The following is a 19,899-nucleotide window of genomic DNA, read 5'->3' on the forward strand; positions in this document are numbered from 1 at the left end:
GTAGCTTATAATGTTCTTCCTGGGTAAACCTTAAGCGCTTCAGCTAAAGTTTCCATAGCGTTTGCTAAATCTTCTTTCTTAAGAACGTAAGCAATACGAACTTCGTTTTTACCCAAACCTGGCGTTGCATAAAATCCTGTAGCAGGGGCAACCATAACAGTTTGGTTTTTGTATTCGAAGTCTTCAAGAATCCACTGTGCAAATTTATCAGCATCATCAATAGGAAGTTTCACTACTGTATAGAAAGCACCTTTTGGAGTTGGGCAGTAAACACCGTCCATATTATTCAATGCCTCAACAGTAAAGTTACGACGATCAATGTACTCGTTATATACTTCTGTGAAATATTCAGCTGGCGTATCAAGAGAAGCCTCGGCAGCAATTTGACCAAAAGCCGGAGGACATAAACGAGCTTGAGCAAATTTCAAAGCTGTGTTGATAACGTCTTTATTTTTTGTAATCATAGCTCCAATACGAACACCACACTCTGAGTAACGCTTAGAAACAGAATCCATAAGAATGACATTTTGCTCAATACCTTCAAGATTCATTGCAGAGAAATGCTCTTCTCCATCGTAACAAAATTCACGGTAAACTTCGTCAGAGAATAAATATAAATCATGCTTAAGAACGAGCTTGCGTAATGAGTCTAATTCTTCTTTTGAGTATAAATATCCCGTTGGATTGTTAGGGTTACAAATAACAATACCCTTAGTTTTAGGTGTCATTATCTTTTCGAACTCTTCGATTGAAGGTAAAGCAAAATCATTCTCAATGCTTGATGTAATTGGCTTTACAACAACACCAGCAGCAATAGCAAACCCGTTGTAGTTGGCATAGAATGGCTCTGGAATGATAATCTCATCACCAGGGTTCATACAAGACATCATAGCGAAAGTAATGGCTTCCGATCCACCAGTTGTAATCAACATTTCTTCTTCATTAATGTTGATACCAATGTTTTGGTAGTATTTAGCCAATTTTTTACGGTAAGAAACATTACCTGCTGAGTGAGAATACTCAATCACCTTCTCAGTACAATTTCTAATCGCATCCATTGCAACCTCTGGGGTTTTAATGTCTGGCTGACCAATATTCAATGGGAATACAGTTCTACCTGCAGCTCTTGCAGCTTCTGCATAAGGAACCAATTTACGAATTGGCGATTCTGGCATCAAGCGTCCTTTATCCGAAATTTGTGGCATTTGTTTATTGTTTTTTATATTTTATGAATAAGGTTTTCTTCTCCGCCAAAAATAGATAAAAATCCAAGTAAAAAAAATGATTTTCAATGCTTTTCAACAATGCTTTAAAAAACTGACCTTTAGGAAGTCCCAAGGCTTATTTTTGATCTATTAATCTTTGAAATTCTCATATTTACATGTTCCCTCATTTTATTGTCATTCAGTGAAGTAATATCCGACAGAATTTCGTAATTTTGAGCCAAATTTTTTTGAAAATCTAGAATTAATAAAATATAGTTAACAAATGGAAATCCCAACAAAGTACAATCCTGCAGAATCGGAGGACAAGTGGTATAAGTATTGGATGGATAAAGGATTCTTCCACTCTGTACCAGACGAGAGAGAGGCGTATACAATTGTAATACCGCCACCAAACGTCACCGGTGTCTTACACATGGGGCATATGCTGAACAATACGATTCAAGATGTATTGGTCCGCAGAGCCAGATTGCAGGGAAAGAATGTCTGTTGGGTGCCTGGTACCGATCACGCTTCTATTGCTACCGAAGCTAAAGTTGTAAATAAACTGAGAGAAGAAGGTATTTCTAAGGAAGATATTACTCGCGATGAGTTTATGAAACATGCTTGGGAATGGAAAGAAAAGCACGGTGGAATCATCTTGGAGCAACTTAAGAAATTAGGTGCATCTTGTGATTGGGAGCGTACTGCTTTTACAATGGATGAGTCTTTATACGATTCAGTAATCGATGTATTTATTGATCTTTATAATAAAGAAAAGATTTATCGCGGTGTTCGTATGGTAAACTGGGATCCATCGGCGCAAACAGCTGTTTCCGACGAAGAGGTAATCCACAAAGAATTACAATCAAAACTTTACTATTTAAGATATCAGGTTGAAGGTAGCGAGGAGTATATTACGATTGCGACGACTCGCCCTGAAACAATTCTTGGTGATACAGCAGTTTGTATCAATCCAAAAGATGAACGATTTGCTCATTTAAGAGGTAAGCGTTGTATCGTACCATTGGTAAATCGTTCTATCCCTATTATCGAGGATGAATACGTAGATATGGAGTTTGGTACAGGTGCTTTGAAAATTACGCCTGCTCACGATATTCATGATTATGAAATTGGTGACCGTCATAACCTAGAGTCTATCGATATCTTTAACGATAATGGAACCATGAGTGAAGCGGCACAGCTTTATATTGGTAAAGATCGTTTCGAAGTTCGTGATTTGATTCTTCCGGACTTAGAGAAAGCAGGAAACTTAGTTAAGGTTGAAGACTATGTGAACAAAGTTGGTTTCTCTGAGCGTACCGATGCTGTTATTGAGCCTAAGTTGAGTATGCAGTGGTTCCTTAATATGAAGGAATTGGCTGAGCCAGCTTTGGAGCATGTCATGAATGACGATATTCAATTGCACCCGGCTAAGTTCAAAAACACTTACCGTCATTGGATGGAAAATGTTAAGGATTGGTGTATTTCTCGTCAGTTATGGTGGGGACAGCGTATTCCGGTTTACTACTTGCCAGAAGGTGGTTATGTAGTTGCCAAAACAATTGAAGAAGCTCTTGTTACAGCTACGGCTAAAACAGGAAAGACATATCAATCAGAAGATTTACGTCAGGATGAGGATGTACTAGATACATGGTTCTCTTCTTGGTTGTGGCCTCTTTCTGTATTCGATGGTATTCGTAATCCTGAAAATGAGGAGATCAAATACTATTATCCAACTAACGATTTGGTATCAGGACCAGATATTCTATTTTTCTGGATTGCTCGTATGGTAATTGCAGGATATGAATACAAAGGTGAAAAGCCATTTTCTAATGTTTATTTGACGGGTATTGTTCGCGATGAGCAAGGTCGTAAAATGTCTAAATCATTGGGTAACTCTCCAGATCCATTAGATCTAATTGAGAAATATGGTGCTGATGGTGTTCGTGTTGGTATGTTATTGTGTTCTCCTGCTGGAGGAGACTTGCTTTTCAACGAGAATTTACCGGAGCAAGGACGTAACTTTACGACTAAGATTTGGAATGCATTCCGTTTGGTTAAAGGATGGGAAGTTGCAGATATCGAACAACCAGAATATGCACGAATTGCAACTGAAGTTTTCCATGCTCGTTTGAATAACACGATGGAGCAATTGGATGAGCAGTTCAAACAATATCGTATTAGCGAGGCCTTAATGACTGTTTATACTTTATTCCGCGATGAATTTTCATCATGGTATTTAGAAATGGTGAAGCCAGCTTATCAGCAGCCAATCGATAAGAAAACTTTCGATTCAACTGTTGCTCTTTTCGAGAAGTTGATGCAATTGTTACACCCATTCATGCCTTTCTTAACTGAGGAGATCTGGCAATTACTAGCCGATCGTTCTGAAGAGGATAGTATCATGGTATCAGTTATGCCGAAACCAGATTCTTATGATGCTGACTTGTTAGCAAAATTTGATCAGGTGAAAGAAGTAATTGTAGCTGTTCGTAACATCCGTAAGCAAAAGAATATTGCCTTTAAGGAAGTTTTGGAAATGAACTACAAAGCAAAAGGAGACAATTACGATGCTTCTTTCGATTGTGTGGTTGCTAAAATGTGTAACTTAAAAGAGATTTCAACTGCAAATGGTGAAATGGCTGGTGCCATGTCGTTCATTGTAAATGCAATTGAGTATTTCATTCCTCTTGGAGATCTTGTTAATGTAGAAGAAGAGATTAAAAAGATGGAAGATGAGTTGAAATATACGCAAGGTTTCTTGATGTCAGTTCAGAAGAAAATGAGCAATGAGCGTTTTGTAAATAACGCACCCGCAAAAGTGATTGAGATTGAGAAAAAGAAAATGGCTGATGCAGAAGCTAAAATCAAAGTTTTAGAAGACCGTATCGCTAGCATGAAGTAATTCTCATATAAGATATATTATAAAAGCGTCATTCTTAGGAGTGACGCTTTTCTTGTATCATAAATTTAAGTTTATTCTTTTTTATCGGGGAGATGCTTGTACAAGGCAATTCGATTTGTGACAAGCTTTTCGTAATCCTCAGATTCGTTAGATTTGAATTTTCTGACAATTTTTCCGTCGCTATCCCATAGAGTTACTCCAAAAGCCAACCTAACTCTTGGGTCGGTAACCATTAAATAAAAAACGATTTGTTTGTTATAAGTAGCTTGATAAATCGTCTTCTCAACATCAGAATCTTTTAATGACTCTTTTATTTCTTTTAGCCAGGTATACTCTTCAAATGGGTTTTGTATATCACATTTTGGTGTGTCATTTTTGCTGGCATTGCAGGATGAAAATCCAAGAAGTAGGATCAGAACAGACGTGATTATTTTCATGATTTTGTATCTCTTTGAATATGACCGTTTATGAAGATACTAATAAATCTTTGTATAAATGATGATTTATTACCTTCGCGCTTGCTATTAACTTTAAAACAATAAACACGATGAGTATAACTAGAATGGATTCGACACCGAGAATGAGCCGCATTGTAGAACACAACAATACGATATATTTATGTGGTCAAACAGCTAAGGATGCTAATACCGATATAAAGGAACAAACAATCACTACTCTTGAGAAAGTAGAAGAGTTGTTGGAGAAAGTTGGTTCTGATAAGAAACACATCCTTTCTGTTACAATCTATGTTCGCGACATGAAAGATTTTGCAGCTATGAACGAAGTTTGGGACGCATGGGTAGAAGAAGGTTTTCAGCCAGCTCGCGCTTGTGTTGAAGCTCGTATGGCGCGCCCGGAATTATTGGTTGAGATGTCGGTAATTGCTGCGAAAAAGTAAGGAGTAACAGTAAAGTATAAAGTTAAATCCGAAATGTATTTTAGATGCATTTCGGATTTTTTTGTATCTATTTCATCTATCAACCTATAAAACTTTTTTATGAAAACGGTTGTGTTTATTCATGAGCTAGGATAATAAAGAAATAATTCTTTAATTTGCAAAAGATAAAAGAGTCTTAAATCCGAATAGGGAGACTTAAGATAATTTTAAGTAAACTTTTCAAGTAAAAAAAGAATTAGTATGGATACGATTAAGCACATTCCTGAAAATGGAAAAACCCGAGTAGTGATTATTGGTGGTGGTTTTGCAGGCTTAAAACTAGCCCGACAATTGGCTAACACAAAATACCAGATAGTGCTGATTGATAGAAATAATTTTCATCAATTTCAACCTTTATTTTATCAGGTGGCAACTTCAGGTTTGGAACCCAGCTCTATTGCATTTCCTCTGCGTAAGATTTTTCAGAAGAAGAGTAATGTGCATTTCCGTATGGCTGATTTGTTGGAAGTGGATTCTAATGTTCAGGAAATTTATACCACATTAGGTAAGCTAAGCTATGATCATTTGGTCTTGGCAACAGGAGTAGATACAAATTACTTTGGAAATAAGAATATTGAAGAGTTTGCTATCCCTATGAAATCAGTTTCTGAGGCAATCTTTCTTAGAAACTCCATTCTTAGAAATTATGAAAAGGCGCTAAATGAATCGGATCCTGATAAAGCGGCGAATTATATGAATATTGTTCTGGTTGGTGGTGGACCCACAGGAGTTGAGCTAGCTGGAGCTTTGGCTGAGATGAAATCGGAAATATTGCCCAAAGATTATCCTGAGTTGGATTTCAGCTTAATGAATGTGTATTTGTTTGAAGCTTCGGATCGTTTGTTGAACGGCATGTCTGAAGTTGCTTCTAAAAAAGCAGAAGCATATTTAGAAAAGCTAGGTGTTATTGTAAAAACAGAAGCTCGTGTTGCTGATTATGATGGTTTAAAAATTAAGCTTGCTGACGGAGAAGTATTTCATTCTTATACTTTAGTTTGGGCTGCGGGTGTAACTGCACGTTCCATAAAAGGGATATCAGAATTTGCAGCTTCACGAGGTGGTCGAATTCGAGTTGACCTGTATAATAAGGTGGCTGGCTTAAATAATGTTTACGCCATAGGAGATTTGTCAATTCAAAAAGAAGGCGATTTCCAAAATGGACACCCTCAGGTTGCTCAAGTTGGTTTGCAGCAAGCAAGTAATCTAGCTAAAAACCTGAAGAATAAGTTGAAGGGTGAAAAGTGGAAGACATTTCATTATCAGGATAGGGGTTCATTGGCAACCATCGGAAAAAATTTAGCTGTAGCTGATTTGCCTGGAGTAAAAATGCAAGGTTTTTTTGCTTGGATACTTTGGCTGTTTGTTCACTTGATGGCTATAGTTGGTGTAAAGAACCGTTTTTTTATTCTTATTAATTGGGTTTGGAATTATTTCACTTCTGATCAATCTTTAAGAGTTCTGATAAGACCTAAGAAGAGAAGTTTTACAGATAGGGCAAGTAAAAAGAAACATCAAGTTGAAATAAATTAGAATTTTAAAAGCACCGATTTCATTGAGATCGGTGCTTTTTTAATTTTTGGCACAGGCTTTGCTTCTAATCAGTCAAAGTATACCGGTACTTGATTTTAAGGATTCATCCCTACCATAGGATGACATTAGTAATAGCCATATTGAGAATGTTGCAGATAGCTGTAGTCTCTCCTAGATTAAAGGTTTATTTGGCTTAACACATTAAAATAAACGCCATGAGAACATCTAAGATATATAAGTTGGTAGCCAGTATAGTATTGGTTTCGGCAATTGCGGTTTCTACATCAAATGTAAATGCACAAAGAAGATCTCAAAAGGACAATAAAGTTCGTTATGAGGAAAGAAATAAGACAGATCGATTGAGAAAGTATGATAGAAAAGAGAAATACAATCGAAGTAACTATTCAACTCATTCGAATCAAAATAAAGATCGTGTAAGTAAGAAGCATAAGAAATATGATTCGCACAAGAAGCATGATCGCTATGCAAAGACTCATTCGAATCGCCATAATGATCGAAATGTGTATCGTAGCAAAAAGCATAAATCTTACGGGCATAATTCCCATGGACATAAGTCGTATGGTCATTCAAGTCATCATTATAGTGGGGATCGATACAGTCATTACAATCACAAAAGGCAAATTCGACCTCATTCTAGATACAGGCATTTTTATAATAATCATGGGCACAATTGTTATCACCATGATCGATATGGAAATGTGGTTATCCGATTTGCAAGTGAGCCTGTAATTATTAATCACCGTCATGGAGACTATTATTATTTAAATGGAGATTATTATAGATTTTATCCTGAGGTAGGATATGTATTAGTTGAAGCACCAAGTTCAACTTATTTCTCATATGTTCCAGATAATTGTCATCAAGTAAGTCACCGTGGAGGTGTTTATTATACAAATGGAGAGGTTTGTTTTGTGAAGCAGAGAAAAGGGTTTAGATTGGTCAATGCACCTTCTGGTTTACATCTTTCTTTCCGATTTTAATAAAATTGCATGTAATTTAACAGTATGTAAAATGACATGACTTTAAAAAAGTAAAAATAAGGGGGTGTAGTTGTGCAAAAGTCATAAAATGACTTCAAAAAAATGCAAAACTACACCCTTTCCTTGTGAAAAATGACGTTTTAGGCCTTGGGTGGTTGAAAATGGGGTGTTTTTAAATTAAGTATTTTATTGTGGGTTTTGTACTGGGTTTAATATGGGACTTGTTCTAATAAAAAATGAGCTTATTTTCTGGCAGTATATCCTTTTGAGGGGGTGTTCTAAAAAAAAGACTTTTTTAGCTTCGAAAACGTTTACGTAAATCTGTTGTAGAACAGTTTTTTTAGAGCTGGTAAAAATGTCTTTTTAGCTCTGTATCTGTTGATTTTATTGGTTTTATTTGTGTTTATAGTGAGTGCTTTTGTTTTTCTTATTCTGTTTGGAAAATCAATCGAAACTAGGCTATTTTATCCTACAAGAGCTTATTAAAACAACAACACACAATTTAAAACAGACATAATGATGACAAGGGATGAGTATTTAATGGATCCAAACAAACTGGTTCAGTACTTACAGAAAATGCCAAATGAATTCACAAAAGAGGATTTGATTCGTTACATCGAAGAAAATGGCATTCAGATGATCAACTTTCGTTACGTTGCTAACGACGGTAAATTAAAGACATTAAACTTTATTATAACTGATCGCAACCACTTAGACAATATTCTAAGTACAGGTGAGCGTGTTGATGGATCAAGCCTTTTCCCATTTATTGAGGCAGGCTCAAGTGACTTATACGTGATACCACGTTTCAAAACTGCTTTCCTGAATCCATTCTCAGAAGTTCCAACATTAGATATCCTTTGTTCTTTCTATACAGCTCAAGGTGAGCCTTTAGAAAGTGCACCAGAGCATATTCTTAAAAAAGCACACAACTGTTTTAAAGAAAAAACAGGAATGACTTTTAAGGCAATGGGTGAGTTGGAGTACTATATCAAAAGTACTAAAGCAGAACTTTATCCTGGTGAAGATCAAAAAGGATATCATGATTCTCAGCCATTTACTCAGTGGGAGAACCTACGTCGCGAGGCAATGGTACTTATTGCTCAGTGTGGTGGTAAAATTAAATATGGTCATTCTGAGGTTGGTAACTTCATTCTACGCGAAGATGGTTACGAGCAACACGAAATTGAATTTATCCCAGTTGAAGCAGAGGATGCTGTTGATCAATTATTAATTGGTAAGTGGATTGTTCGTATGCTGGCAGCTCGCGAAGGAGCACTAGTAAGCTGGGCTCCAAAAATTACTGTAGGTAAAGCCGGATCAGGTCTTCATATTCACATGATGCTTGAAAAAGATGGTCAAAACCTATGTGTTGAGAATGGCAAATTAAGCGATACAGCTAAAAAAGGTATTGCTGGAATTATGGATCTTGCCGGACCATTAACTGCTTTTGGTAACACAATTCCAACTTCATACTTACGTTTGGTTCCTCATCAAGAGGCTCCTACTTACGTATGCTGGGGTGATCGTAACCGCTCTGTATTGGTACGTGTACCATTAGGATGGGTTGGCGCTTCTGACATGATCAAGAGTGTAAATCCATGCGAGCCTGCTGATCCTAGAGATTTCTCGAGCAAGCAGACATTCGAATTTAGAGTGCCAGATGGTTCGGCTGATATTTATTCTTTAATGGCTGGATTAATTGTTGCAGGACAGCACGGTTTAGAGATGGATAACTCATTGCAGATGGCTGAAGATTTGTATGCTGATGTTGATATTTTTGCACCGGACTACAAAGAAAAATTAGATGCCTTAAAGCAATTGCCAACTTGTTGTTGGGAGAGTGCAGATTGTTTATTAGAAAAAAGAGAAGTTTTTGAACGCAATGGAGTATTCCCAAAGGGATCTGTAGATGCTGTTGTTAAAAACTTAAAATTATATGAAGATAATGGGTTAAATGATCGAATTCTTGGGAATGTAGATAAGATAATGGAGATTGTAGATACTTACATTCATTGTATGTAGCAATTGTTATTAAGCGCTGGCAAGGGATGGTTGCCAGTGAATTCTATAAGATTAGATTTTTATATGGGGGTGGTCCCGCAACGAGAGTTGCGGGACCTTTTTGTTATTCTTTGTATGCAAAAGAATAAGATTCGTCATGTTGAGTGACATCCAATCCTTTGTTTTCTGAATATTCTGATACTCTTAGGCTTACAAATTTATTGGTTATCCAGTAAAGTAAGTAAGAACCACCAAATGTAAATATGCCAACAATGATTAATGCCAAAATATGCATTAGAAAAGTTCTTACTTCTCCGTGTACAAGTCCAACTTCATGTGCAAAAACAGCAGTTAAAAGCATTCCTGTAATTCCACCCATTCCGTGTGCAGGAAATACATCTAAGGTATCATCAAGAGAAGTTTTTCCTTGTAATGTAATGGCATAATTACTAACAATTGATGCAACAACTCCAATGGTAATGGATGCGCCAACAGTAACAAATCCTGCTGCTGGTGTAATGGCAACTAGCCCAACAACCAATCCAATTGCAGCTCCAAGTCCAGAAGGTTTGTGTCCTCTTGCGCCATCAAGGAAAATCCAAGTTAACATTGCTGCTGCTGATGCAGTATTGGTATTAAGCAATGCTAAAACTGCAGTTGATGAGGCTTCGAGTGCAGATCCTGCATTAAAGCCGAACCAACCAAACCACAACATTCCTGCGCCTAGTAATACAAATGGAATGTTTGATCGTTTCTCGTTGTATTTCGATTTTGTTCTTTTTCCTAAAAACATAGCTCCTGCCAAGGCTGCAAAACCTGCCGACATATGAACTACTGTTCCACCGGCAAAATCTAAAACGCCCATGTTGCGAAGAAACCCATTTGGATGCCAAGTCCAGTGTGCAAGTGGTGCATATATAAATATTGTGAAAAGACTTATGAAAATCATGTAAGATCTAAATCTTACTCTACCTGCAAATGATCCAGTAATTAATGCAGGAGTGATGATGGCAAACTTAAGCTGAAACAAAGCAAAGAGTGCAAATGGAATGGTTGGGGCCATTTCTGGATGAGTTGAACCACCAACATTTTTAAACATGAGATATGTTAAAGGGTTGCCGACAAGACCAAAACCTTCAGGACCAATACTGTCTCCGAAAGCAAGACTAAAGCCAATGGTAACCCAAATCATGCTAACAATACCCATTGCAACAAAACTTTGAAGTATTGTTGAAATAATATTACGAGGATCTACCATTCCTCCATAGAAGAAGGCAAGCCCTGGAGTCATTAAGAGAACGAGAGCTGTTGATGTTAACATCCATGCTACATCACCTGAAACAATATTTGGATCACTAACTCCAAATTCCACACCTGGAATAAAAATTCCAATAATCGACACTACAATAAGTAGCAAGAAGGCATAAAGCCACTTTCTATTGTTCTTCATCACAATAATCATTTTAAAAAAATGTACAAAATCCGTTTGGTGTGATTATGGATTGTAGTCCGTCAAATAATACGCTTGGCTTCAAAAATAGAATAAAAAATACAACTAACCTAATTTGGAATAGGGGTTGAGTTTGTTTTTAATGCATTTTAATTGTGGACTACCCCATATTTAAGGCGCACTGTTTGAATTTTATTTATTTTGTGATTTAAATGTATTTGGCAGAATAGGGTATAAAAAAAGCTCCATAAATTGGAGCTTACTTTTTAATTTTTTTCGATGTTCAACCGATGAATGACAAATTTTCCAGTGTTCTTTTTTATTAAGAAGTTGACTCGGAATTTACCTTTTTTAGTTATTAAATCACCAATGACATAATTAGCTCCGGGTTTTCCTCCTGTATGTTTTTTCTTAAAATCTGTAGGAGGATATTCTCTGAAAAATTTTGCCATGATTTGTTTTGCTTGTGATTTGCTATAAATAGCTTCTTTGTCTTCAATCGATAATTCAATTCGATTTCCGAAGAAATTCGACAAACTAATACTATTGCCTTGTTTAAAGGCAGTAATTAATTCTCTTGGCAACTCATTTTGAGTTTGAGAACTTACAGTTGAAGAGCAAACGAATAGGAAGAATATTCCTGTTAATATGTATTTTATAAATCTCATATGAATAAATTTCAATTTAATATCATATACCTTTACACAAATACTGTGCGAAAAACATACTGCAAGTTAAAAAAAATATGAATCTCTTCTTATTTATACTGCTATAATTGATCTTTATGATGGATAGAGATTGCTGATTATTGTAGTTTTAAACCTTCAGAAATCTCTTTTTAATGAGCTAAATCAAGTTTATATTTGTACAGGCATTAGGGGGAGCAATAAGGCCTCTGTAGTTTAGTTGTGAGATATTAGCGAATGAAAAATGAAATTGTGACGATATGAAAATAATTCTTTTGGTAATTGGGAAAACAGATAAGGATTTTGTGAAAAATGGAATCGAAGAATATCAAAAACGCTTGGTTCATTATCTGCCTTTTGAAATAAATATCATTCCAGATATAAAAAATACGAAAAATCTATCTGAAAATCAGCAAAAACAAAAAGAGGGAGCATTAATTTTAGATAAAGTAAAAGCAGGTGATCACCTTATTTTACTCGATGAGGGTGGAAAAGAATTTTCTTCTGTTGCTTTCTCAAAGTTTATTGAGCAAAAAATGATTGGAGGTACAAAAAAATTAGTTTTTGTGATTGGAGGACCTTACGGATTTTCCGATGATGTTTATCGCAAAGCTCAGGGAAAGGTGTCCTTATCTAAAATGACTTTTTCTCATCAAATGATTCGGATGATTTTTACAGAGCAGTTGTATCGAGCTATGACTATTATTAAAGGTGAACCTTATCACCATGTTTGATGCTTTAAACTAATTATGCTAATTTGTGAAGTGTTTAGCATGAATTTTGTACTGCATACAAAATAATAAATATTCTGCTTATGCATCGCATTTCTTTGACTGTCATTATATATGCCTAATATATCAACAGATGAAAAATAAATTGCCCAAATATTTTCTAGCGATTTTCTCGTTAGTATTTTTTCTGTTGGCTTTTTCTGCCGATTTTTATTTTAGAAGTAATGATCGCTTATTGAAAGTGGCAAATCATACGCAGCAAGTATTTGAGAAAAAGGAAAAGCTACTTCATAAAGATCTTGGGGAGTTAAAGAGTGCTATTGCAGATAAAAATGGTGTTCTTCGTAAGTATCAGAATTTCACAGAGTTCGAAAAAGATCTTAAAAAGGATGGATTTGTTCTGATTGCATACCAGCAAGATAGTTTGATTTTTTGGAGTGATAATTCTTTTTTATTGCCAGAGAAAAGAGACTTGGATGAGGACCAGTCTTTGGTTGTTAAATTGCAGGATGGTTATTACTACAAACAAAAGCAACAATTAGATTCTGTTGATTTGTATGGATTTTTATTGCTAAAAAAAACCTATCCTTTTCAGAATAAATTTCTAAAAAATCATTTTGGCCCTGATCTTCAAATACCACATAAAATTGACATTTCTTTAAATCCTGAAAAAGGTTTACAGGTGAGTAATGTTAGTGGCGATTATTTGTTTTCATTATACCATTCGCAAGGTAATTTTGGAGAGCGAACAGGACAAAATGGTATTGGAATTCTTTACTTCTTGGCCATTTTATCGGGACTACTTTTTATAAGCCTTTTGTTACGCAAGATAAAAGATCCTAAATTAGGCTTTATAGGTTTTTTTGTATGGGGCTTAAGTTTGCTCTTGTGCAGGTATTTTATGTTGTTGTGGGGAGTTCCAGAGGTCTTCTCAAATTTGGAAATTTTTTCTCCAGTTCTGTTTGCGAGCTCTTTCTTTTTTCCTTCGCTTGGTGATTTTGTTTTAAATGCACTTTTCTTATTTGTGTTTGTTTACACTTATTCCAGATTTTTACTGAAAAATGATTTCTTTAAGCCTAATAACTCAGCAAGAATAATAATTTGGTTAGTCATACATCTAATCTTTCTTTATAGCCTTTATTATGCTATTACCATTCAATTTGAAAGTTTAGTGCTCGATTCTAGTTTTAGCTTGCAAATGTTTGTTTTTCAAGATGAAGGTGGTTTCGTTTTTGTAGGTTTTTTAGTTTTAGTATTTCTATTTTATTCTTTAGGTCAAATCGCTAATGTAATAGCTGTAGTCTCTAAGAATGAATGGAATTTAAAAAAATATTTAGCGATTGTTCTTCCCATTTCAATCATTTTTAGTGCACTCATCTATTTCTTAAATCCAATCAAAATAGATTTTGTTGTTAGCCTATTTCCTGTTCTTTTGGTATTTGTTTTGGGCTTGATAAATTATCAGAAAGAATCTGGGGGAAGATATTCTTTGTATGTTATTCTCTTGTTAGGGGTTTCTGTATTTGTTACAAACCGAATTAATTATCATTCGGGAGAGAAAGAGAAGCAAGATCGACAAGTGGCAGCAATGAACCTTTCTACGGAATACGAGCCTACTTCCGAATCCTTTTTAATGGATATTCAAAAACGAATAGATCAAGACTCGATTCTTAGCTTCATGTGTAAAAGACCTTTTAAGCATGAGCTAGAGATTCAAAATTACATCCAAAATAAATATTTTAAAGGATTTTGGGAGCAGTATCATCTACAAGTTACAATTTGTAATCAGTATGATGACTTAACTATAGAGCCTGATGATCAAGTCAGAAACTGTTTTGAGTTTTTTGAAGAGATGATTGCAAAAAATGGAGAGCCAATTCCGAATAGTGATTTTTACTATTTAAATGAATTCGATGGAATGGTTTCTTATTTGGGGGTGATTACAAAACCGACCATTCGATTCGGTAAAATAAACATATATCTGCGTCTCGATTCTAAGGTTGGAGATGAAGGTTTAGGTTATCCTGATTTGTTGCTTGATGAAAAGATTGATTTACGTCCTTTGAGTAACGATTATTCTTATGGGAAGTATCAAGATGGAAAGTTAATTACCTCTTCGGGGAAATTTAACTATTTCATGAGTAGTGCAGGTTTTGGAGAAAGTACAAAGGAACTTTTTTGGAAACAAGTTGATGACTATGATCATTTGATTTACAAATTTGATAATAATGCCGTGGTGGTGAGTTGTCCATCGATATCATGGTATGATAGAGTGGTTACGATTCCGTATATTTTTGTTGTTTTTTACTTTTTTGGATTTTTGATTTGGTCATTTGAAAAAATAAGACTGCATCATCGGTTTAATTTGAGTTTTAAATACCGAATTCAATATTCTATTATTGGCTTGTTAATGCTCTTCTTTGTTTTGCTTGGTGGAGGAACGGTTTATTATAATATAAATCAGGCTAAGGATACCAATAATAGAAATTTGCAGGAGAAATTGGAGCTTGTTAAAAGAGAGGTTGTTGGTGATCTATTGCAGAATAAGGGCAAAATTTCAGAAGAAGAACTAACCGATCGATTAAGGCAATTATCCAATTTAATTTTCGCAGATATCCATCTATACGATCTTTCAGGTAGTTTATTATCTTCTTCTAGGCCTGAGATTTTTGACGAAAAACTGCAGGAGCGCAAAATGAATTTTGCTGCCTATTATCAGCTCTATTTTAAAGAACGAACTCATTTTATTCATAAAGAGAGAATAGGAAGAATGTCTTATTTGTCGGCTTACGAATCTATTGTTGATGATAATAACAAAACCATCGCTTACGTAAACTTACCTTATTTTCTAAAAAGTCAGGAACTGGAAAAAGAAATGTTTAATCTGGTTTTGGCAGGAGTTAATCTTCATGTCTTGATGATTTTACTGGCTATTTTTCTTTCCGTTATTATTTCAAATAAAATTACTTACCCGCTTCGATTGATTCAGAATCGTATAAAGGCTACACGCTATGGTTCGTATGGAGAGCAGATTGAATATGCTAAAAATGATGAAATTGGCAGTTTGGTTAAAGATTATAACCAAATGTTGATAGAGTTAGAAGACAGTGCGAAACGTTTGGCTCGTTCGGAAAGGGAATCGGCATGGAGGGAGATGGCAAAACAAATTGCACATGAAATAAAGAATCCTTTAACGCCAATGAAGTTGAGTATTCAGTTTTTGCAGAAACGTTACGAGGAAAAGACACCTAATTGGGAAACTCATTTTAATCGGGTAAGTAAAACTTTAATTGAACAAATAAATGCATTATCATCTATTGCAACAGCATTTTCTAATTTCGCAAAAATGCCATTGGCAAAGAATGAAGATTTAAATCTTGTGGAAATTCTTCAGCATGTTATTAATCTTTTCAAGAATGATGATTTTGATCTGAAACTGGATTTGAACAAGATAGAGGAAGCGAACGTTTTTGTTGATCGAGAACAGTTTGTTCGAGTTTTTGTAAACCTCATAAATAATGCAATACAGTCAATTCCTGAAGGAAACGATGGGCAGATTGTAATGGAACTAGAAGAAAGAACATCGGATTATCAGGTGAGTGTAATTGATAATGGTTCTGGGATAAATGATGAAATAAGAGGAAAATTATTTTCACCTAATTTCACAACAAAATCAAGTGGAATGGGACTTGGCTTGTCAATCGTGAAAAATATTATTGAAAATGCGAAGGGGAGTATTTTTGTAGAATCAGAGCAAGGCGTAGGTTCTTGTTTCATTGTAAGAATTCCTAAAAAATAGAATCTAAGATATGAAGATTTCAATATTGGTTGACAATACTGCAAAAGAAGGATTTGCACATGTTCATGGTTTTTCTGCAGTACTTGGTTCTGAAAAGAAAATACTATTTGACTTGGGACCAAATGGTTTGTTTCTGGAAAATGCCAAGAAGATGAATATCGATTTGTCTAAAATAGAAACGGTAGTTTTGAGTCATGGGCATTGGGATCATGGTGATGGTCTGAAAAGTATTTTTGGGAAGTCTTTAATTACACATCCAAATTCATTTGCTCTACGTTTCAGAAAAGAAAGTAAAACTCCCGTTGGTTTGGGAATGTCAAGAGATGAAATTTCAGCTAGATTTGATTTAAAAGAATCTAAGGAACCTTATTGGCTAAACGATAAGATGGTCTTTTTGGGAGAAATACCTCGTAAAAACAACTTCGAAGCACTGGTAACAACATTTACTTTAGGTGATGGTTCGCCCGATTTTGTAATGGATGATTCTGCAGTTGCAATTAAAAGTGAAAAGGGCTTAATTGTTTTAAGTGGATGCGCTCATGCAGGAATATGCAATACGGTTTCTTATGCGAAAGAGGTTTGTGGAGAAAATAAAGTTTATGCGGTTTTGGGTGGTTTTCATTTGAAAAAGATAGACGATGTTTTTCAGAAAACAGTAGCGTTTTTTCAGAAAGAAAAACTTGAATTGTTGGGGGCAACCCATTGTACTAGTTTTGCGGTACAAGATGAATTTAAAAAATATTTTAAGACTCTTAATTTAGAGGCTGGAGTAGAAATAGACTTGTAATTATTTTACTTCATCCATGGAAATAAGCTTGTGTAAAATTGCATACACAGTAAGTCCAGACACCGATTTAATTCCCAACTTTTGAGTAATGTTTTTGCGATGAGTAACCACGGTGTGAATGCTGATGAATAATTGATCAGCAATCTCTTTGTTTGTTAATCCCAGGGCAATGTGCTTTAGGATGTTCTTTTCTCTTGCGCTAATGACATCAGCATTTTTATCGGTTATTGAATTTTGATTTTTTTCGTTCAGGATTTCTTGTAATAAATCAAGAATTGTATTTTTTCCATCCAAATAATGGATGTAACCATCTGCCTTTAGTTCTTCCTTTATATTTTTTTGATCTGATATTAAAATCAAGGAAAGTTTATTTCCATTTTTAAAATTTCTCTTTAAGTCGGGGCAATTCGTTGGTAGCAATTCTGGATTGATAATCAGAATGTCAGGTTTTATTTGATTTACAATTTTGCACACGTCATCCTTATTATCGATAGATTGGACTATTTCCGTATTCTCCAGGCTATGAAGAGTCGATCGAAGTCCCTTTCGAATCAAAAATGAATTTTCAGCAATTAAAATAGTAGATCTAGCCATTTAGGTAGAGAGTTAAAGTAGGTTTTTGATCGATTTTTCCATTAATATAACCTTTGGTGTTAGCACCTTGTCTTCAATTCTTGAATGATAATTTAAGTCTTCTTCTAGCTTGAATAAATCTTGAATAATTTTATGGTACAAGTTTGTATTTAGTGGAGGTGTCAGATATTTTATCATGATGGTTTTTAAATCCATCAATTTTTCTTCAACATCATCATGCGCATCTTGATATTTTAAGATAGAAAAAGAATCATAAATTTTCTGGTTCTTTTCCGAAATAACTCCTGCCTTGCAAATCTCCTCTACAGTCAAAACATAAGGAAAAACGACTTCTTCTTCATGCATAATATGCTCAGTTAATTCATTTTTATAACCTTCATAAAAATTCCTAATCAGCAAGATATATTTCTCATCCTCAGTTTCGGTGTGCTGCAAAGCTTCTATTAAATCTTCAATCTCTGAAAGCTTCTCATTCAAATAGCTTGAATGGGTCATTTTCAGATAGGTAACGATATCTTTTGATGGAATTGATTGCAATTCCTCTTTCGGAAAATAATCTTTATCATGATAAGCATTAACAAGCTGCAAGAAGAAGTTTAAGTCGACTTCATTTTCTTCGCATACTGCGGCAACAGTTTTGTCGCCAAAACCCAAATTTATTCCAAAACGATGTATTACTGGAATTAGCATGTAATTTAACTGAATTACATCCGCCAGCTTCATTTCTTTTTTAATATGCATAGCTTGTTTCGTTTAATCAATCTAAATTAATAAAAAGTAGGAGATTTCCGAAGAAAGTAAAGTAGAATGCAATCGAAAACTGAAACCAAATGAGTTATAACACTAAAAATAGAATCTTATGGCAAAAGATTTTTGAATTTCATTTGGGATCAGTTATCTCGAGCATGTTTTATGCATACAAAATTAGGTATCTTGATATGTGCTGCAATACCTATATCTTGGTATTTACTTTTGAAAATGAATTTTCTCTTTGATGTGCAATATGCGAGACTTTGCATATACATATTTGTCATCGTCTTTGTCGGTTGATTTTTGGATGAACATAGTGTAGTAAGCTAAAGCTTTGTCTTTATTATCACCAAATTCTTCATAAGTTGTTGCAATTTCATAATAGACATTGGGGTCCTTGTCATCTAACTCTAAATGCTTTTTATATGCGTCAATAGCCTTTTGGAATTGGCGTGTTGTGCCGTACGATTTTGCCAAGTACAAATGCATTGCTGCTTCAATTGTTGGTGTGACATAGAATATCGCATTTTCAAGATAGGTAATCCCTTTTTCGTGTTGTTCTAATCGGGCATAACAAACACCATTGTAAAAATTAATCATTGGATCTTTTTCAAAAGTTTCTCCACAATCGTAAAAAGATTTAATTGCTTGCTCGTATTGTTTGGTTTGCATGTAACAAATTCCAAGCTGTTTGTTTTCTGCTAAAGATAGTTGCTTGTTTTGTTTTAAATCTTTTAATATGCTTAAGGCATTTTCGTACCATTCCAAACCAATTAATACTTGAGCTTTTTTCTTTAGTAGAAGACTATTGCCCGGATAAGTGTCTAAACCTTTATTGGCCATCTCAAGAGCTTGCTGATAGCCTGCCATTTCATAAAATAGTTGAATGATATGTGTTAGTACTGAAAGATCCTTAGGATTTAGTTCGTGGGCCTTCAAATAGGCTGCTAAAGAGCCAATGTAGTCTAGTTTTTTCTTTTTTAAACTTCCTATTTGTTTGTATATATATGGGTTTAAAGTGTCGCGTTCATTCAATTCCAGAAAAATATCTAGACTTTTTTGATGTTTGTTTTGAATGGCAAATGTTTTAGCCAAGAGAATCCCTATTTGATAATTGTTTGGTGATTTAGATTTGGCTTCAATAAGTATTTTCTCTGCATCAGGATAATTCCCAAGAGCGTAAAGACAGCCGCTTAAATTAATTAGAGTGGCTGTTGAATTTGGATCTATTTTGTAAGCTTTTTGGTAGTTGTCTTTTGCTAAACTATTTTTATTTAGGAATTGATAGGCTTTACCAAGACGAAAATATAATTTGCTGTTTGCATTGTCCTTTTGTACCATTTGTTCAAGAAGTGGTATTGCCTCGGTATACTGTCCCGAAAACAAGAGTTGGTCAACCTTTTGGTTTTTTTGAGAAAAACTTTGAGTAGCACACATTCCTGTGCAAAATAATAAAAGCAGAATAATATGTTTCATGTTTTGGGTTTTAGGATTACAATATAAATGTAACTAAAATATTA

15 protein-coding genes are annotated in these 19,899 nt (G+C 34.9%); 8 read left to right on the forward strand and 7 right to left on the reverse strand.

All coding sequences use genetic code 11. The features are described from left to right. Positions 1 to 5: 5 nt before the first annotated feature. Entirely contained in the window at positions 6 to 1,205 is a 1,200-nt protein-coding gene (locus L3049_RS20310; protein WP_275111671.1) for a pyridoxal phosphate-dependent aminotransferase, read from the reverse strand. Positions 1,206 to 1,488: 283 nt separating this feature from the next. Here L3049_RS20310 and L3049_RS20315 point away from each other — a divergent pair, with 283 nt between their 5' ends. Continuing rightward, on the forward strand, positions 1,489 to 4,110 hold the full coding sequence (locus L3049_RS20315) for a valine--tRNA ligase (protein WP_275111672.1): 2,622 nt from the start codon (positions 1,489 to 1,491) through the stop codon (positions 4,108 to 4,110). 71 nt (positions 4,111 to 4,181) lie between these two features. Here L3049_RS20315 and L3049_RS20320 read toward each other — a convergent pair whose 3' ends face one another. Next, entirely contained in the window at positions 4,182 to 4,547 is a 366-nt protein-coding gene (locus L3049_RS20320) for a hypothetical protein (RefSeq protein ID WP_275111673.1), read from the reverse strand. 110 nt (positions 4,548 to 4,657) lie between these two features. Here L3049_RS20320 and L3049_RS20325 point away from each other — a divergent pair, with 110 nt between their 5' ends. The 4 genes from L3049_RS20325 (at position 4,658) to L3049_RS20340 (ending at position 9,603) form a co-directional block, all read left to right on the forward strand. Further along, positions 4,658 to 5,008: a RidA family protein gene (locus L3049_RS20325; protein WP_275111674.1), complete on the forward strand. Its 351-nt coding sequence runs from the start codon at positions 4,658 to 4,660 to the stop codon at positions 5,006 to 5,008. Between the two features lie 240 nt (positions 5,009 to 5,248). Next, positions 5,249 to 6,577 (forward strand): NAD(P)/FAD-dependent oxidoreductase, encoded by a 1,329-nt coding sequence (locus tag L3049_RS20330; RefSeq protein WP_275111675.1) that lies wholly within the window; start codon positions 5,249 to 5,251, stop codon positions 6,575 to 6,577. Between the two features lie 215 nt (positions 6,578 to 6,792). After that, on the forward strand, positions 6,793 to 7,578 hold the full coding sequence (locus L3049_RS20335) for a DUF6515 family protein (protein WP_275111676.1): 786 nt from the start codon (positions 6,793 to 6,795) through the stop codon (positions 7,576 to 7,578). 516 nt (positions 7,579 to 8,094) lie between these two features. Continuing rightward, positions 8,095 to 9,603: a glutamine synthetase family protein gene (locus L3049_RS20340; RefSeq protein ID WP_275111677.1), complete on the forward strand. Its 1,509-nt coding sequence runs from the start codon at positions 8,095 to 8,097 to the stop codon at positions 9,601 to 9,603. A gap of 103 nt (positions 9,604 to 9,706) precedes the next feature. On the opposite strand, the gene L3049_RS20345 is transcribed toward L3049_RS20340, so the two are convergent. Together L3049_RS20345 and L3049_RS20350 are read right to left on the reverse strand one after the other, a co-directional pair. Beyond that, on the reverse strand, positions 9,707 to 11,032 hold the full coding sequence (locus L3049_RS20345) for an ammonium transporter (RefSeq protein ID WP_275111678.1): 1,326 nt from the start codon (positions 11,030 to 11,032) through the stop codon (positions 9,707 to 9,709). A 266-nt stretch (positions 11,033 to 11,298) separates the two neighbouring features. After that, the gene (locus tag L3049_RS20350; RefSeq protein WP_275111679.1) at positions 11,299 to 11,700 is read right to left on the reverse strand and encodes a DUF4783 domain-containing protein; all 402 of its coding nucleotides are present in this window, start codon (positions 11,698 to 11,700) and stop codon (positions 11,299 to 11,301) included. Between the two features lie 278 nt (positions 11,701 to 11,978). Between L3049_RS20350 and rlmH the strand changes: the two genes are divergently transcribed. The 3 genes from rlmH to L3049_RS20365 all read left to right on the forward strand — a co-directional run bounded on the left by rlmH (position 11,979) and on the right by L3049_RS20365 (position 17,035). Next, positions 11,979 to 12,452, forward strand: coding sequence for a 23S rRNA (pseudouridine(1915)-N(3))-methyltransferase RlmH (rlmH, locus tag L3049_RS20355; RefSeq protein WP_275111680.1), 474 nt, complete (start codon positions 11,979 to 11,981; stop codon positions 12,450 to 12,452). A 130-nt stretch (positions 12,453 to 12,582) separates the two neighbouring features. Continuing rightward, positions 12,583 to 16,248 carry an ATP-binding protein gene (locus L3049_RS20360; RefSeq protein ID WP_275111681.1) on the forward strand — a complete coding sequence of 1,222 codons (3,666 nt, stop codon included), beginning with the start codon at positions 12,583 to 12,585 and terminating at the stop codon, positions 16,246 to 16,248. A 10-nt stretch (positions 16,249 to 16,258) separates the two neighbouring features. Continuing rightward, positions 16,259 to 17,035, forward strand: a complete 777-nt coding sequence (locus tag L3049_RS20365) for an MBL fold metallo-hydrolase (RefSeq protein WP_275111682.1) — start codon at positions 16,259 to 16,261, stop codon at positions 17,033 to 17,035. On the opposite strand, the gene L3049_RS20370 is transcribed toward L3049_RS20365, so the two are convergent. From L3049_RS20370 to L3049_RS20380, 3 genes are all read right to left on the reverse strand, one after another. Further along, a complete protein-coding gene (locus L3049_RS20370; RefSeq protein ID WP_275111683.1) occupies positions 17,036 to 17,629 on the reverse strand; it encodes a response regulator transcription factor in 594 nt (197 codons plus the stop codon). A gap of 12 nt (positions 17,630 to 17,641) precedes the next feature. Further along, positions 17,642 to 18,370 carry a hemerythrin domain-containing protein gene (locus L3049_RS20375; protein ID WP_275111684.1) on the reverse strand — a complete coding sequence of 243 codons (729 nt, stop codon included), beginning with the start codon at positions 18,368 to 18,370 and terminating at the stop codon, positions 17,642 to 17,644. Positions 18,371 to 18,595: 225 nt separating this feature from the next. Further along, on the reverse strand, positions 18,596 to 19,855 hold the full coding sequence (locus tag L3049_RS20380; RefSeq protein WP_275111685.1) for a tetratricopeptide repeat protein: 1,260 nt from the start codon (positions 19,853 to 19,855) through the stop codon (positions 18,596 to 18,598). Between the last annotated feature and the right edge of the window lie 44 nt (positions 19,856 to 19,899).

It is taken from the genome of Labilibaculum sp. DW002 (genome assembly GCF_029029525.1).
Lineage (GTDB): Bacteria > Bacteroidota > Bacteroidia > Bacteroidales > Marinifilaceae > Paralabilibaculum > Paralabilibaculum antarcticum.